Genomic DNA, 15868 nt, shown 5'->3' on the forward strand with positions numbered 1-15868 from the left:
GCTGTTTCCGTGCCCCGGCAGGCATCGCCTGCCGGGGCACGGCTGTCCGCTCAGTTCTCCCAGACCTTGTACGCCCGGACCACGTAAGAGGACTCCGGCACGTACGAGCCCGAGGGGTAGGTGGCGAACTCGCCGGTCTCCGCGCAGGTCGCGCTCTGGTACGTGGTGACCGGGCGCCCGGTGCGGTTGACGAAGGAGGCCGCTCCGGGCCCTGCCGGTAACGTCACACAGCTCTCGATGTCGATTTTGGAGAGCTCGCCCGTCGTCCGCACACCGTGGTAGCCCGTCTTCGACCACAGGCACAGCTGTCCGGCGGCGCAGTCGCCGGGGCGCCCGGCCGGGGACGCGGTCGCGGCGGGCCCGCCGACCAGGGCCAGTCCGGCCGCGGCGCCCACGGCGAGGGCGGCGAAACGGATCGTACGCATATGCATCACTCCCTGTTATCGGTGACGTGCTGCGTCGATCTTGTCCGCGCCGGTCGGCCGCTGCCAAGAGGGCCCCGCGAGCGGGGCCCTGATAGGGGAAGACGGCGGCAGCCGCGGGGATTCTCAGATCGCGGCGGCGCCCGCCGCGGCGTCCGCGTTCGCGCCACGCTTGGTGAACAGCCCGAATGCGGCGGCGACCAGCGCGATGACTCCGGCGACCGTGAACGACAGGCTCATGCCTGACACGAAAGTGTCATGCGCGACGGCCGTGATTTTCTGCGCGGTCCCGGCCTCCACCCCCGGCGGCACCGGGGCGATGCCGATCGCGACCAGATCGGAGCCCGCCGACAGCTGTTCGTGCGTGACCGGCGGCAGTCCGGCGGCGGTCCACTTGTCGGGCAGCAGATGGTCGACGCGGGCGGCCATGACCGCGCCCAGGACCGCCGTCCCGAGCGAGCCGCCGACCTGCATCGCGGCCTGCTGGAGGCCACCGGCCAGACCGGCGTGCTGCAAGGGGGCGTTGCCGACGATGACCTCGGTGGCGCCCACCATGACCGGCGAGAGCCCGAGGCCGAACAGCGCGAACCACAGCGACATCACGCCCGTGCCGGAGTCGGTGTCCAGCGTGGCGGTGCCGAAGCAGGCGGCCGCGGTGAAGAGCATGCCCACGACCAGGGGGATACGGGGCCCGATCTTGGTGATGACCGCGCCGGACGTGGGGGCCCCGACGATCATCATGCCGGTGAGCGGCAGCAGGTGCAGACCGCTGTCGACCGGGCTCATCCCGTGCACGTTCTGAAGGTAGAAGGTGACGAAGAAAAGGCCCCCGATGAAGGCGAAGGCCATCAGGATCATCAAGATCGTGCCCGCGGTCAGCGGCACGGAGCGGAACAGGCCGAGCGGCAGCAGGGGTTCGCGGACCCTGGTCTGCCACACGGCGAAGAGCACGAAGGCGACGAGCGAGGCGGCCAGGAAGATCAGGGTCCTGGAGTCGCCCCACTGCCAGGTGGGTGCCTTGATGACCGCCCACACCAGGCAGAACATCGCCGTGGAGAGCAGCGCGATGCCGAGCGGGTCGAAGGACCTGGGCGCCTGCTCGGCGCGGTGGTCCTTGAGGATGATCAGGCCGAGGGCGAGCGCGATGGCGCCGACGGGCACGTTGACGTAGAAGACCGACTGCCAGTTGACGTGCTCGACGAGCACGCCGCCGAGGATCGGGCCGCCCGCGGTGGAGACGCCGATGACCATGCCCCAGATGCCGATGGCCATGTTGAGCTTCTCGGCCGGGAAGGTGGCCCGCAGCAGGCCGAGCGCCGCCGGCATCAACAGGGCGCCGCACAGGCCCTGGAGCACCCGGAAGCCGACGATCATCGAGACGGTGTCGGAGAGCGCGATGGCACCGGAGGCGGCGGCGAAGCCGGTGGTGCCGATGAGGAAGGTCAGCCGGTGACCGAAGCGGTCACCCAGCTTGCCCGCGGTGATCAGGGCGACCGCGAGGGCGAGGAGATAGCTGTTGGTGATCCATTGGACGTCGGCGAGCGTGGCGCCGAGGTCCTTTTGAATGGCGGGATTCGCGACAGCGACGATGGTGCCGTCGAGCGTGACCATCATCACGCCGATCGCGACGGAGAGCAGTGTCAGCCAGGGATGGCCCCGTAACCCCTTCCGGGGTCCGAGACCCGGCGTCGCGTCGGCGACGGTGGTCTGAGACGTCATATTTCGAGATTATGGCAGCCTCTGACAATTGACCAGCGGTTTCATGAGACGGCCGCTGCCAGATCGGTCACAGCTATCCTGATCAGCCAAAACGCTGTGTGAGGAGAGGCTCGATGCATACGATCGAGGACGGGACGGGCCGCGCCGCGCCGCCCGGGCTCCGCGAGCGGAAGAAGCGCCGCACCCGGGACACCCTGATCCGTTCCGCCCTTGAGCTGTTCGCGCTGAAGGGCTTCGACGGCACGACCGTCGACGAGATCTCCGAGGCCGCCGACGTCTCCCAGCGCACCTTCTTCCGCTACTTCGCGAACAAGGAGGAGGTCGCCCTGGCGGTGCAGGACTCGGTGGAGTCCTTCTTCTTCGCCAGGCTGCGCGAGCGGCCCGCCGCCGAGGCGCCGCTCACCGCGCTGCGCAACGCCGTGCTCGCCTCCTGGGACAGCGTCGGGGAGGCCATCGAGTCGGTCGTGCCGCTCGAACTGCACATGCGCACCTACCGGATGATCGAGTCGACCCCGCAGCTCTTCGCCGCCCATCTGCACCGCCTGGCCCGGCTGGAGGAGGAGCTCGCACGGGAGATCGCCCGGCGCGAGGGCCTGGACGTGCGGACCGACCCCAGACCCCAGGTGCTGGTGGCGGCGTTCGGCGGGGTGATGCGGGTGACCGGCAAGCTCTGGGGCGAGCGCGGCAACGCCGGCCTGGAGGAGCTCCGGAAGATCACCACGCGCTATCTCGACCAACTGGGACCGGCGTTGGCGGAGAACTGGCGCAACTGATCGGGAAGCGCATACGAGTGCACAATCACCCTCGTTTCAAACGTGAGATGGCTCACTGACTTCACGGTCGGCGCCGGGTTTCTCCTAGGGTGTTCGGCGGTGACTTCTTTCCCGGAGCTCGGCTCCCCCTCCGCCCCGTGGACGACCACGGCCGCTGTGTGGCGCGCACTGCTCGCACTGGCCGTGGTCTTCGTCATGCTCGCGACCACCGGCTGGACGGCGGTCAGAAGCCACAGAGCGGGCGGCGACGTGCGGACGGCGGCGCTGAGCGCATGGCTGCACGGCTCCATAGCGGGGCACCCGCTCCCCCGCCCCGACGCGGCCCCCGACACCCTGGCCCGCTTCTTCGGCTCCCTCACCGGCGCCCAGCGCGACCGGCTCGCCGACCACTACCCCCTCGTCGTCGGCAACCTCGACGGCGCCCCGCTCACCCTGCGCTACCGCGCCAACCGGGAAGCCCTCGACCAGGCGCGCAAGGTCGAGAAGCATCGCATGCGCGAGAGCGACCTGACCCCCTCCGGGCGCCGGGACGCGGAACGCCGGATGCACCGCTTCGAATCGCTGATGGACGGCGAGCGGCAGATCCTCGCCTTCGACCCCACGGGTGCCGGGCGGGTCGCCGAGGTCACCGGCGACCTCGACCGCGCCGAGCGCGTCTCCGTGGTGGTGCCGGGCGTCGACACCAACGTCCTCACCTTCGAGAAGACCCAGCGCGCGTACACCGCGCCCGTCGGCATGGCCCGCTCCCTCTACGCCGCCGAGCGGAAGGCGAGCCCCGGCACCCGGACCGCCGTCATCGCCTGGGCCGACTACACCTCCCCCGCCGGGGTCGGCATGGACGCCGCCACCGGCAAGCTCGCCACCGAGGGCGCGCTGCGCCTGCGGGCGCTCGTGCGGGCGCTGCCCGGCAGCGCGCCCGTCTCGCTCTTCTGCCACAGCTACGGCTCCGTGGTGTGCGGCGTCGCCGTCCGCGACATGTCGCCCCGGGTCACGGACGTCGCCGTCGCCGGCAGCCCCGGCATGCGCGCCGACCACGTCTCCGAGCTGCGCACCAGCGCCCGGATATGGGCGATGCGCGACCCCGACGACTGGATCCAGGGCGTCCCCCACCTGGAGGTCGGCGGCCTCGGCCACGGCGCGGACCCGGTCTCCGCGGGCTTCGGCGCGCGGCTGCTGTCCTCGCGCGGGGCGGAGGGCCACGCGGGTTACTTCGAACCCGGCACGACGAGCCTGGCCAACTTCGCCGGCATCGGCGTCGGCCTCCCCTCGGCGGTCAGCTGCGCGAAGGCCGCGAGCGGGTGTGCGGACGACCTCGCGTAGTGGGCTCGTGCCGCCCCGCGGCGCCCGGCCGCCCCTGGACGGACACCGACCGGACGGGCGCACGTCACTTTGACGCGCGTAGCGACGCGCGGCCGACCGCCGCATACGATGAGCCGCATGGGTGATGTGCTGGCCGGTTTCCACGCCGCCTGGGAGTTCGACACCGACTCCGTGCTCATCCGCTTCGAACGGGGGATCCGCACACCGAAGCTGCTCCAGGCTCTCGGCGAGCGCCGCGTCCCCTATGAAGCGCTCGCGGCCGTCGAACAGGCCCCGGGGAAGCGCGGCACGGTGGTGCTGCGCGCTGTGCCCAGACCGGGCGCCGACCCGCTGATGGACGCGGCCGCCGGCCAGCTCAAGGAGGGCTGCGACCCCTACCGCCTGGTGCTGCCCGCGGAGCGCGACGCCCTCGCGGAGTACTACGCCGACGAGATACGGTCCGCGCTCGGCCCCTACGCCGCCGAACCCGCCGAGCGCCACCTGGTGGCCGCCCCCGCCCCGCCCCTGTCCTTCAAGGCCTACGACGGCAAGGCGTCCTTCGACGGCGCGGCCGTCGCCTTCCGCTGGTTCTGGACGGGCGCGTCCTCCGCCAAGTGGAAGGCGGGCGACCAGCGCTTCCCCGTCGACGAGCTGTCGGGCGTCGAGTGGCGCTCCCCCGACGCGACGGGCGGCTGCCTGCGGCTGGTGCGGCGCGGCCAGGCACCGGACGAGTACCCCGGCGAGGCCGACCAGGACCCGGCGGCGGTCGTCTTCGGCATGGGCTACGGGCTCGTCCACGAATCCCTCCCCTTCGCGGCGGCGGTCCTGGAGGCCGTACGGTCCACCACACCGGTGGCCGCGCGCCTGCCCTCGGCCCGCCCCGACCCCGGCGGCATCGCGGACCGGATCCGCCATCTGGGAGCGCTGCACGACGCGGGCCTGCTGACGGACGACGAGTTCAGCTCGAAGAAGGCACAGCTGCTGGCCGAGCTGTGACGCTGTGGCGGGGCAGGGTCGTTCCGGCCGTGGCGGCGGCGCACCACCGCTGCGCGGCGGTGTCCTCAGGCGCCGGACGGGCTGGATGTGGCCGATGCAGGTACGTACTCCTGCCCGTTCCGGGCAACAACCAGCCCGTCCGGCGCCTGAGGACGCTCCCACCGCAGGTGGCAGACCGCCCCGGCTGATACCCGGGTATGACTTCCGGGTCCACACCACGGTGTGACGCCCGCCGGCCGCCGGGCCCCTACGCTGAGAGCGCCATGATCCAACCGCTCCGCTTCGCGCGCGATCTCTTCACGCCACAGCCCCCCGCCGCCCTCCTCGGCCAGGCCAGGAGGCGGTGGGTGCGCCTGCTGCCGTACGCCGTGGCCGCGCTGTTCACCGCGATCCTGCTGCCGGTCACCGCCACCGTCCTGACCAAGGAATACGGCCTGAACGCCGGTGTCGCCACGGTGCTCGCGTTCCTCCAGGTCGGGCCGCTGTTCGTCGCGGTGAAGCGGCCGCTGCTCGCGTGGGCGATCGCGTTCCTCGCCGATGTCGCGGGGGCGGCGGCGCTGCTCGCCGTGCCGCCGAACGCGGACCGGCCCTGGCCGTGGACGCCGATGGTGATCATCGGGATGCTGCTGCTGTTCCTCGCGCTGGCGCTGCGCGAGCGGCCCCGCACGCTGGTCGCCGTCTGGGTTCTGACCGGGGCCGCGGGCCTGGTCTTCCAGAGCGTCTGCCCCGGGCGCGGCTCCGCCGCATGGGTGACGCTCCCGGTGCTCGGCGGCATCCTGCTGGTGCTCGGCGGCGCGCTGCGCGGGCGGGGGGACGCCCGGCGGGCGCTGGCCGAGCAGGAGCACATCAGCGAGGCCGAGCGCGCCCGGCGCACCCTGCTGGAGGAGCGCACCCGGATCGCCCGCGAGCTCCACGACGTGGTCGCCCACCACATGTCGGTGATCACCGTGCAGGCCGACAGCGCCCCGTACCGCATCGCCGGGCTGCCGCCGGCGGCGGGCGAGGAGTTCACCGCGATCGCGGCGACCGCCCGGGAGTCGCTGACCGAGATGCGGCGGCTGCTGGGCGTCCTGCGCAGCGAGGACAGCGGCGAGGAGCCCGGCGGGGAGCGCGCGCCGCAGCCGGGGGTGACCCGCATCCCGCAGCTGGTCGAGGCGACCGTACGGTCCGGGCTGCCCGTGGAGCTCACCGTCGCCCCGGACGTGGCCACGGCCGCGGCCGCCCTGCCGCAGGCCGTGGACCTCTCGGCGTACCGCATCGTGCAGGAGGCCCTGGCCAATGTGGTGCGGCACGCGCCCGGCGCCACGACCCGGGTGTCGGTGTCCGTGGACGCGGAAAGCCTGATGGTACTGATCGTCAACGACGCGGCGGCGGAGCCGGACGCCCCGCTGGAGTCCTCCGGCACCGGCCACGGGCTCGTCGGCATGCGGGAGCGGGTGCGCCTGGTCGGCGGCTCGCTGGACACCGGCCCACTGCCGGAGGGCGGCTACCGGGTGGCGGCCCGGCTGCCGTTCGCCGCGCTCGACTGACGCCCCGCCGCCCCCGCCCCCGCGCAGCGCTCCGAAAGGAAATCACCCACCGCATGACCATCAAGGTGATCATCGTCGACGACCAGGCCATGGTGCGGGCGGGCTTCGCCGCGCTCCTCGCCGCGCAGTCCGACATCGACGTCGTCGGTGACGCACCCGACGGGCGGCAGGGTGTGGAACTGAGCCGCCGTACGCACCCGGACGTGGTCCTGATGGACGTCCGGATGCCGGAGATGGACGGCCTGGAGGCCGCCCGGCAGCTCCTCGACCCTTCCCCTGCTTCGCGGGGAGGCCCCATGCCAGGGGTGGTGCACCGGCCGAAGGTGCTGATGCTGACCACCTTCGACGTCGACGACTACGTCTACGAGGCGCTGCGCGCGGGCGCCTCCGGCTTCCTCCTCAAGGACGCGCCGCCGGCCGATCTGATCTCGGCGGTGCGGGTCGTGGCGGCGGGCGAGGCGCTACTCGCCCCCTCGGTGACCCGTCGGCTCATCGCGGACTTCGCTCGGCAACGGCCCGCGCGGCGGCGGGATCCCTCGCTGCGCCTCCACGGTCTGACGCCGCGTGAGACCGAGGTGCTCGAACTCATCGCGCGCGGGCTCTCCAACCAGGAGATCGCGGCGTCCCTGGTCGTGGCGGAGCAGACGGTGAAGACCCACATCGGGCGGGTCCTGGCGAAGCTCGGCCTGCGCGACCGGGCGCAGGCCGTGATCTTCGCGTACGAATCGGGGCTGGTCGCCCCGGGGGACCGGTGACCGGGGCGGAGCCCCGGCCCACCGACTACTCCCGGCCGACCGCCGTGAAGGACATGTCCGGGTAGCGGTCGCCCGCCACCTGCGAGGCGATCGGCTCCAGAGCCGCCAGCTGCTCCTCCGTCAGCACGATCCGCGTGGCGGCGGTGTTCTCGTCCAGCCGGGACCGCTTGCGCGTGCCGGGGATCGGAACGACCGTCAGGCCGTGCACCGAGGCCCGCTGCTGCACCCACGCCAGGGCGACCTGACCCAGCGTGATCCCGTGCGCCTCGGCGACCGCGCGCACCGGCTCCAGCAGCGCCGCGTTCGCCGCCGCGTTGTCGCCCGTGAAGCGCGGCTGGCTGCGCCGCCAGTCGTCGTTCGTCAGCTCCTTCTCCGCGTTGACGAACGAGCCGGTCAGGAAGCCGCGGCCGAGGGGCGAGTACGGCACGACGGCCACGCCCAGCTCGCGCGCCGCGGGCACCACGCTCACCTCGATGTCGCGGCTGAAGAGCGACCACTCCTGCTGCACGGCGGCGATCGGGTGCACGGCCTGGGCGGCGCGCAGTTCGGCGCCCGTCACCTCGCTCAGGCCCAGGTGGCGCACCTTGCCCTCGGCCACCAGCTCGGCCATGGCGCCGACGCTCTCCTCCATGGGCACGTCGGGGTTGCGGCGGTGCATGTAGTAGAGGTCGATGTGGTCGACGCCGAGGCGGCGCAGGCTGCCCTCGACGGACTCGCGGATGTAGTCGCGGTCGTTGCGGATGGCCTGGTACGACGGGTCGTCCTCGCGCCGCACGATGGCGAACTTGGTGGCCAGCGTGATGCGGTCGCGGTGGGCCCGGACGAAGGGCGCGATGAACTCCTCGTTGCGGCCGAAGGCGTAGACGTCGGCCGTGTCGAAGAGGGTGACGCCCAGTTCGAACGCCCGCTCCAGCGTCGCCCGCGCCTCGGCCTCGTCGGTCGTCGGTCCGTAGGCGAAGCTCATGCCCATGCAGCCCAGGCCCTGCACGCCGACCTCGGGTCCGCCGGTGCCGAGCTTCGCGGTGGTGATCGTGTCGTTGCTGCTCATCAGCGTTCAGACCCCTTCGGACGCCCGGCGTCGGGCGTCGGCGTAAATGTCGATCTTGTAGTCGAGCACGTCGAGCGTGCTCCGCAGCTCCGCGATGCGGCGCCGCACGTCGTCGCGGTGCGCGCTCAGCAGCCGTTCGCGGGCGGCGACGGTGTGTTCGCCTTCGCGCACCATCTGCGCGTACCGCACCATGTCGGCCACCGGCATCCCGGTCAGCCGCAGCCGGCCGACCAGGTCCAGCCAGTCCAGGTCGCGGTCGGTGTAACGGCGCTGGCCCGTGTGCGTGCGGTCCACGTGGGGCATCAGCCCGATCCGCTCGTACCAGCGCAGGGTGTGCGCGGACAGGCCGGTGTACTCGGCCACCTCACTGATCGTGTAGCGGTCGCGGCCCTGCGGCCGGCCGGGCTTCGGGCCCGGCCGGCAGGGCTCGGCCCGGTCCCGCACTTCTCCCGGCGCGTGGTCCAGAACGGTCATACGGATCCCCCTTGCGTCGCGGGCCGTTCGCGGTCGAGAAGCCCTTGCGACATGGACAACGCTAGAGAGTTGGAGTGCACTCCAAGCAAGCGGGAACTTGAGGTGATCCTGACCGGGTTAGGCTCGCACCCATGGAGAGCCTGCGGAAGATCGAGAACTGGCCGGTGGAGACCGCTGCTGCGGCAGTCGTACGGGCCGACGGCAGCCTCGCGGGGGCCCACGGGCCGACCGCGCACCGCTTCGCCCTGGCCTCCGTGACCAAACCGCTCACCGCGTACGCCGCGCTGCTCGCCGTCGAGGAGGGCGCGATCGAGCTGGACGAGCCGGCCGGTCCCGCCGGGTCCACGGTCCGCCACCTGCTCGCCCACACCTCCGGGCTGGCCTTCGACGAGCACCGGGCGACGGCCGAGCCGGGGACGCGGCGGCTGTACTCCAACGCGGGCTTCGAGGTGCTCGGCGACCACATCGCCAAGGCGACGGACATCGCCTTCCCCGAGTACCTGCGGCAGGCGGTGCTGGAGCCGCTCGGCATGACGGCGACGGACCTCCAGGGCTCCCCCGCCAAGGACGGCGTCTCCACCGTCGACGACCTGGCCCGCTTCGCGGCTGAGCTCCAGGCTCCGCGGCTGCTGTCGCGGCAGACGCTGGACGAGGCGACGACGGTGGCCTTCCCCGGCCTGACCGGTGTCCTCCCGGGCTACGGCCACCAGCGCCCCAACGACTGGGGCCTCGGCTTCGAGATCCGCGACGGCAAGTCCCCGCACTGGACGGGGGCGTCGTCCTCCCCCCGCACATACGGCCACTTCGGCCAGTCGGGCACGTTCCTGTGGGTGGACCCGACGGCGGGCGCGGCCTGCGTCGCCCTGACGGACCGCCCGTTCGGACCGTGGGCGACGGAGGCATGGCCACCCCTGACGGACGCGGTCCTGGCAGAGCTGGCTGTCTGACCGCGCCGGGTTCTGTTCCCCAGCTCTGGTTGTGGGCAATCGTTCCGCTGGGCGGAACGGGTGGGCACAACCGACCCCCGGCCCGCAGTCGGGGGTCTGGGGCACGCGCCCCAGTTCGGGAAGGGGCGGGTCGGGGAAAGACCCGGCGTCAGCCGAAGTGGGGCTCCGCGTGCATCGCCCACAGCAAAAGCTCCGTCGGGCCGACCGCCTCCGCCGACACCCCCACCGCCTCGAACAAGCGCATCGCATCCCCCTCCCCCACCACATCCCCGTCCAGCCGCACGGAACCCCGTACGACATGGACGTACAGCCACTGCGCGTCCGGCACGGACACCCGCTCCCCGGCCGCGAGCCGGCGCACGTGCAGGACCGCCTCCGCCCCGGCCAGGGGATACGCGCCGTCCGGGACCTGCGGCAGCAGCTCGTAGGACGGCTCGCCGTCGAACTCCGAGGGCGTCAGCCACATCTGCACGAAGCGCAGCGGCACCACCCCCTCGTTCCGCTCGGAGTGCCGCGCCCCGGAGCCCGCGCCGAACCGCTGGAGATCCCCGGCACGGACGACCGCGCGGTGACCGGTGGAGTCCTCGTGGGTGAGTTCGCCCTCGACCACCCAGGTCACGATCTCGACGTCGCGGTGCGGGTGCTCCGCGAAGCCCGCGCCGGGCGCGAGGCGCTCCTCGTTGCAGGCGGCGAGGGGGCCGAACCGGACGTTGTCCGGGTCGTAGAACCCGGCGAAGGAGAACGCGTGCCAGGTCTCGATCCCGGCCTCCGGATCGCCGCCGAGGAAGCGTTCACCTGCTCGTTGTACGGCGCGTCGCACGTGCGTCATCGGGCTACCGTAGCCCGGCGACCCCGCTCGGCACCCGAATAAGGCAGGCTTGTCCCCGTGCCTGAACCCGCCGCTAACACCCCGCATCCGCACAGCGCCACCCTCCGCCGTCTGGAGAAGTCATCCGGCACGCTGGCCGCCGCCGCCATCGCCCGGATGGATGCCCAGCTGCCGTGGTACCGGGCGATGCCCCCGGAGAACCGCTCCTGGATCGGCCTGGTCGCCCAGGCCGGTATCGCGGCGTTCACCGAGTGGTTCCGGCATCCGGAGACGCCGCAGGCCATCAGCACGGACGTCTTCGGCACGGCCCCGCGCGAGCTGACGCGGGCGATCACTTTGCGCCAGACCGTGGAGATGGTCCGCACGACCATCGAGGTCATGGAGTCGGCGATCGACGAGGTGGCCGCGCCGGGTGACGAGTCTGTGCTGCGCGAGGCCCTGCTCGTCTACGCGCGGGAGATCGCCTTCGCCACCGCTCAGGTGTACGCACAGGCCGCGGAGGCGCGCGGCGCGTGGGACGCCCGGCTGGAGTCGCTGGTGGTCAACGCGGTGCTGTCGGGCGAGGCCGACGAGGGCGCCCTGTCCCGGGCCGCCGCCCTCGGCTGGAATTCGCCCTCGCACGTGGCGGTGGTGCTGGGGACGGCGCCCGACGGGGACAGCGAGCTGACGGTCGAGGCGATCCGGCGGGCGTCGCGGCACGCGAAGCTCCAGGTGCTGACGGGGGTGCTCGGGGACCGGCTGGTGGTGATCGCGGGCGGCTCGGACAATCCGCTGCAGGCGGCGAAAGCCCTGATCGGGCCGTTCGCGGCGGGCCCGGTGGTGGCCGGTCCCGTGGTGTCGGACCTGCTGGCGGCCACCCGCTCCGCGCAGGCCGCGGCGGCGGGGCTGAAGGCGTGCGCCGCCTGGCCGGACGCCCCCCGGCCGGTACTCGCCGATGATCTTCTGCCGGAGCGCGCGATGGCCGGGGACGCTACCGCGCGTGAGCAACTGGTGGAGGAGATCTACAGACCGCTCGAAGAAGCGGGCTCGGCCCTGCTGGAGACGCTGAGCGTCTATCTGGAGCAGGCAAGTAGCCTTGAGGGGGCGGCCCGGATGCTGTTCGTCCACCCGAACACCGTGAGATACCGCCTCCGACGTGTGACGGACGTCACCGGATGGTCACCCTCCGACGTGCGTTCGGCCTTCACACTGCGAGTCGCGCTGATCCTGGGGCGCCTGGCAGACGCGGAGTCCCAGCTCTAGGCTTTTGTTGGACATCAACAATTCCCCTGACGGTTCTTGGTCCCTGTCCCCACCGGTGGCCAAGGCCGTCCACGAGAGAGAGTGTGAGGGTGCTCGTACTCGTCGCCCCCGGCCAGGGCGCTCAGACGCCCGGCTTCCTGACCCCCTGGCTCGACCTCCCCGGTGTCGAAGACCGACTCCGTGAGTGGTCGGCCGCCATCGACCTGGATCTGGTCCACTACGGCACGAACGCCGACGCGGACGAGATCCGTGACACCGCCGTGGCCCAGCCGCTGCTGGTGGCCTCCGCGCTGGTCTCGGCCCGGCAGCTGTTCCCGACGGACGAGGACTTCGCCCGCCTGGTGGGCGCCGCCGCGGGGCACAGCGTCGGCGAGCTCGCCGCCGCCGCCCTGACCGGGGTACTCCCCGAGCGGTCCGCGCTGGAGCTCGTGCGCAAGCGCGGTCTCGCGATGGCCGACGCCGCCGCCGTGACGGAGACCGGCATGTCCGCCCTGCTGGGCGGGGACGCCGACGTCGTACTGCCGCACCTGGAGAAGCTCGGCCTGACGCCCGCCAATGTGAACGGCGCGGGCCAGATCGTCGCCGCCGGCACCGCGGAGCAGCTCGCCGCGCTCGCGGAGGACAAGCCGGAGGGCACCCGGCGCGTCGTCGCGCTGAAGGTCGCCGGCGCCTTCCACACCGAGCACATGGCCCCGGCCGTCGAGGTGCTGGAGTCGGCCGTGCGGGAGCTGTCCCCCGCCGACCCGCACACCCGCTACGTCTCCAACAAGGACGGCGCGGTCGTCGCCTCCGGCACGGAGGTCGTGCGGCGGCTGGTCGGCCAGGTGGCCAACCCGGTCCGCTGGGACCTGTGCATGGACACCTTCAAGGAACTCGGCGTCACCGCGATCATCGAGCTCGCGCCCGGCGGCACCCTCGTGGGCATCGCCAAGCGCGCGCTGCCCGGTGTGCGGACCCTCGCGCTCAAGACCCCGGCCGATCTGGACGCGGCTCGCGAGCTGATCGCCGAGTACGCCCCCGCCGCCGCGACCACGGCCGAACAAGGAGCCCCGCGAGCATGACCGCGAAGATCAGGCCCAGCAAGGGCGCCCCCTACGCGCGCATCCTCGGCGTGGGCGGCTACCGCCCGACGCGAGTGGTTCCGAACGAGGAGATCCTCAAGTACATCGACTCCTCGGACGAGTGGATCCGGTCCCGTTCGGGCATCGCCACCCGGCACTGGGCGGGCCCCGAGGAGACGGTGTCCGCGATGTCGGTCGAGGCGGCCGGCAAGGCCATCGCCGACGCGGGCATCACCCCCGAGCAGATCGGTGGCGTGATCGTCTCCACGGTCTCGCACTTCAAGCAGACCCCGGCGATCGCCACCGAGATCGCGCACAAGATCGGTGCGGGCAAGCCCGCCGCCTTCGACATCTCCGCGGGCTGCGCCGGCTTCGGCTACGGCCTGACGCTGGCCAAGGGCCTGATCGTCGAGGGTTCGGCCGAATACGTACTGGTCATCGGCGTGGAGCGGCTGTCGGACCTGACGGACCTGGAGGACCGCGCGACGGCCTTCCTGTTCGGCGACGGCGCGGGTGCCGTGGTCGTCGGCCCGTCGCAGGAGCCGGCGATCGGCCCGACGGTCTGGGGGTCGGAGGGCGACAAGTCGCACACGATCAAGCAGACCGTGGGCTGGGACGAGTACCGCACGACGCCCCTCCCCGGCGGCGACGGCGCCGAGGTCCGCCAGGCCCTGGAGGAGATCCGTTTCCCCGCGATCACCCAGGAGGGCCAGGCGGTCTTCCGCTGGGCCGTCTTCGAGATGGCGAAGGTCGCCCAGCAGGCGCTGGACGACGCCGGCGTCAGCCCGGAGGACCTGGACGTCTTCATTCCGCACCAGGCCAACATGCGGATCATCGACTCGATGGTGAAGACCCTCAAACTGCCGGAGAGCGTCACGGTCGCGCGTGACGTGGAGACCACGGGCAACACGTCCGCGGCCTCCATTCCGCTGGCCATGGAGCGACTTCTGGCCACGGGGCAGGCGAAGAGCGGGGACACCGCGCTCGTCATCGGGTTCGGGGCGGGTCTCGTCTACGCCGCGACGGTCGTTACCCTCCCCTAGGCGAGAATCCGCGTGGCTGTCGCCGCTCGGCCCCTCACCTCAGCAGCAGTTTTTCCATAACGCAGTTTCACCGCACATAGAAGGAGCGCCGCAATGGCTCACACCCAGGAGCAGATCCTCGAGGGTCTCGCCGAGATCGTCAACGAGATCGCGGGCATCCCGGTCGAGGACGTCAAGCTGGACAAGTCCTTCACCGACGACCTGGACGTCGACTCGCTGTCCATGGTCGAGGTCGTCGTGGCCGCCGAGGAGCGCTTCGAGGTCAAGATCCCCGACGAGGACGTCAAGAACCTCAAGACCGTCGGTGACGCTGCCGACTACATCCTGAAGCACCAGGCCTGATCCAAGCGTTCGTCGCCACCCCGGCGGTGGCGGTTCCAGCACCTCTACACGTGGAGACAGAATCCCTGTGAACCCGACCAATCGCACCGTGGTCGTCACCGGTATCGGCGCAACCACACCGCTGGGTGGCGACAGCGCATCGACCTGGGAAGGCCTGCTCGCCGGGCGCTCGGGCGTCAAGCCCCTGGAGGGCGAGCGCTTCGCCGAGCTCCCGGTCCGGATCGCGGCCCGCGCGGCCGTGGACCCCGAGGACGTCCTTCCCCGCCCGCTCACCCGCAAGACGGACCGGTCCGCGCAGTTCGCGCTGATCGCCGCCCGTGAGGCGTGGGCCGACGCGGGCTTCACCGCGAAGGCGGGCGAGGATGCCGCGATCGCCCCCGAGCGGCTCGGCACGGTCATCGCCTCCGGCATCGGCGGTGTGACCACCCTGCTCGACCAGTACGACGTGCTCAAGGAGAAGGGCGTCCGCCGCGTCTCCCCGCACACCGTGCCCATGCTGATGCCCAACGGCCCCTCCGCCAACGTCGGCCTGGAGGTGAACGCCCAGGCGGGCGTGCACACCCCGGTCAGCGCCTGCGCGTCCGGCGCCGAGGCGATCGGCTACGCCGTGGAGATGATCCGCACCGGCCGTGCCGACGTGGTCGTCGCCGGCGGCACCGAGGCGGCCATCCACCCGCTGCCCATCGTGGCCTTCGCCAACATGATGGCGATGTCCAAGAACAACGACGAGCCCGAGAAGGCCTCCCGCCCGTACGACAAGGGCCGTGACGGCTTCGTCCTCGGCGAGGGCGCGGGCGTCGTCATCCTGGAGTCGGCCGAGCACGCCGCGCAGCGCGGTGCCCGCGTCTACTGCGAGGTGCTGGGCCAGGGCCTGTCCGCGGACAGCCACCACATCGCGCAGCCCGAGCCGACCGGCCGCGGCATCGCCGCGGCCCTGCAGAACCTGCTCGACTCCAGCGACCTCAAGCCGTCGGAGATCGTGCACCTCAACGCGCACGCCACGTCCACCCCGCAGGGTGACGCCGCCGAGATCAAGGCCCTGCGCAAGGTCCTCGGCGACGACCTCGACCACGTGGCGGTGTCCGCCACCAAGTCGATGACCGGCCACCTGCTGGGCGGCGCCGGCGGCATCGAGACGGTCGCGACCGTCCTCGCCCTCTACCACCGGATCGCCCCGCCGACGATCAACGTCGACGAGCTGGACGAGGACATCGACGCGGACATCGTCCGCGACGAGCCCCGCCCGCTCCCGGAGGGCCCGATCGCGGCGATCAACAACTCGTTCGGCTTCGGCGGCCACAACGTGGTCCTCGCCCTCCGCTCGGTCTGATCCCGCGCCCGTACGCGCGAGCGGCCCGCCCCCGGACGAACCGGGGGCGGGCCGCTCCG

At 72.1% G+C, this 15868-nt stretch carries 16 protein-coding genes; 11 read left to right on the forward strand and 5 right to left on the reverse strand.

Annotated features, from left to right (window positions below; translation table 11 throughout):
• Positions 1–50 precede the first annotated feature (50 nt).
• Together DXZ73_RS14930 and DXZ73_RS14935 are read right to left on the reverse strand one after the other, a co-directional pair.
• Positions 51–425 carry a peptidase inhibitor family I36 protein gene (locus DXZ73_RS14930; RefSeq protein WP_116211482.1) on the reverse strand — a complete coding sequence of 125 codons (375 nt, stop codon included), beginning with the start codon at positions 423–425 and terminating at the stop codon, positions 51–53.
• A gap of 123 nt (positions 426–548) precedes the next feature.
• Positions 549–2141, reverse strand: coding sequence for a DHA2 family efflux MFS transporter permease subunit (locus tag DXZ73_RS14935; protein WP_116211483.1), 1593 nt, complete (start codon positions 2139–2141; stop codon positions 549–551).
• 113 nt (positions 2142–2254) lie between these two features.
• On the opposite strand from DXZ73_RS14935, the gene DXZ73_RS14940 reads away from it, so the two are divergent.
• From DXZ73_RS14940 to DXZ73_RS14960, 5 genes are all read left to right on the forward strand, one after another.
• Entirely contained in the window at positions 2255–2914 is a 660-nt protein-coding gene (locus DXZ73_RS14940) for a TetR/AcrR family transcriptional regulator (RefSeq protein ID WP_116211484.1), read from the forward strand.
• A 99-nt stretch (positions 2915–3013) separates the two neighbouring features.
• Positions 3014–4234 (forward strand): alpha/beta hydrolase, encoded by a 1221-nt coding sequence (locus DXZ73_RS14945; RefSeq protein WP_240351348.1) that lies wholly within the window; start codon positions 3014–3016, stop codon positions 4232–4234.
• Between the two features lie 117 nt (positions 4235–4351).
• The gene (locus tag DXZ73_RS14950) at positions 4352–5209 is read left to right on the forward strand and encodes a DUF4429 domain-containing protein (protein ID WP_116211485.1); all 858 of its coding nucleotides are present in this window, start codon (positions 4352–4354) and stop codon (positions 5207–5209) included.
• Positions 5210–5472: 263 nt separating this feature from the next.
• Complete coding sequence (locus DXZ73_RS14955; RefSeq protein ID WP_240351349.1) at positions 5473–6738, forward strand: sensor histidine kinase; 1266 nt, start codon at positions 5473–5475, stop codon at positions 6736–6738.
• 53 nt (positions 6739–6791) lie between these two features.
• A complete protein-coding gene (locus DXZ73_RS14960) occupies positions 6792–7493 on the forward strand; it encodes a response regulator (RefSeq protein ID WP_116211487.1) in 702 nt (233 codons plus the stop codon).
• 25 nt (positions 7494–7518) lie between these two features.
• Here DXZ73_RS14960 and DXZ73_RS14965 read toward each other — a convergent pair whose 3' ends face one another.
• Positions 7519–8541: an aldo/keto reductase gene (locus DXZ73_RS14965; RefSeq protein ID WP_116211488.1), complete on the reverse strand. Its 1023-nt coding sequence runs from the start codon at positions 8539–8541 to the stop codon at positions 7519–7521.
• A gap of 6 nt (positions 8542–8547) precedes the next feature.
• A complete protein-coding gene (locus DXZ73_RS14970; protein WP_116211489.1) occupies positions 8548–9015 on the reverse strand; it encodes a MerR family transcriptional regulator in 468 nt (155 codons plus the stop codon).
• Positions 9016–9146: 131 nt separating this feature from the next.
• On the opposite strand from DXZ73_RS14970, the gene DXZ73_RS14975 reads away from it, so the two are divergent.
• Positions 9147–9962, forward strand: a complete 816-nt coding sequence (locus DXZ73_RS14975) for a serine hydrolase domain-containing protein (protein ID WP_116211490.1) — start codon at positions 9147–9149, stop codon at positions 9960–9962.
• Positions 9963–10110: 148 nt separating this feature from the next.
• Here the strand turns inward: DXZ73_RS14975 and DXZ73_RS14980 are convergent, their stop codons facing one another.
• The gene (locus DXZ73_RS14980) at positions 10111–10791 is read right to left on the reverse strand and encodes a pirin family protein (RefSeq protein WP_116211491.1); all 681 of its coding nucleotides are present in this window, start codon (positions 10789–10791) and stop codon (positions 10111–10113) included.
• Between the two features lie 57 nt (positions 10792–10848).
• On the opposite strand from DXZ73_RS14980, the gene DXZ73_RS14985 reads away from it, so the two are divergent.
• The 5 genes from DXZ73_RS14985 (at position 10849) to fabF (ending at position 15809) form a co-directional block, all read left to right on the forward strand.
• Positions 10849–12033, forward strand: a complete 1185-nt coding sequence (locus DXZ73_RS14985) for a PucR family transcriptional regulator (RefSeq protein ID WP_116211492.1) — start codon at positions 10849–10851, stop codon at positions 12031–12033.
• Positions 12034–12122: 89 nt separating this feature from the next.
• Positions 12123–13094 carry an ACP S-malonyltransferase gene (locus tag DXZ73_RS14990; RefSeq protein ID WP_205519170.1) on the forward strand — a complete coding sequence of 324 codons (972 nt, stop codon included), beginning with the start codon at positions 12123–12125 and terminating at the stop codon, positions 13092–13094.
• On the forward strand, positions 13091–14137 hold the full coding sequence (locus DXZ73_RS14995; protein WP_116211494.1) for a ketoacyl-ACP synthase III: 1047 nt from the start codon (positions 13091–13093) through the stop codon (positions 14135–14137). Before DXZ73_RS14990 ends, DXZ73_RS14995 begins: the two co-directional genes overlap by 4 nt.
• A 93-nt stretch (positions 14138–14230) precedes the next feature.
• Entirely contained in the window at positions 14231–14479 is a 249-nt protein-coding gene (locus DXZ73_RS15000) for an acyl carrier protein (protein ID WP_116211495.1), read from the forward strand.
• A gap of 67 nt (positions 14480–14546) precedes the next feature.
• Positions 14547–15809, forward strand: coding sequence for a beta-ketoacyl-ACP synthase II (gene fabF, locus DXZ73_RS15005; RefSeq protein ID WP_116211496.1), 1263 nt, complete (start codon positions 14547–14549; stop codon positions 15807–15809).
• Positions 15810–15868 lie beyond the last annotated feature (59 nt).

It is taken from the genome of Streptoverticillium olivoreticuli subsp. olivoreticuli, assembly GCF_003391135.1.
In the GTDB taxonomy this organism is placed as follows: Bacteria; Actinomycetota; Actinomycetes; order Streptomycetales; family Streptomycetaceae; genus Streptomyces; species Streptomyces blastmyceticus.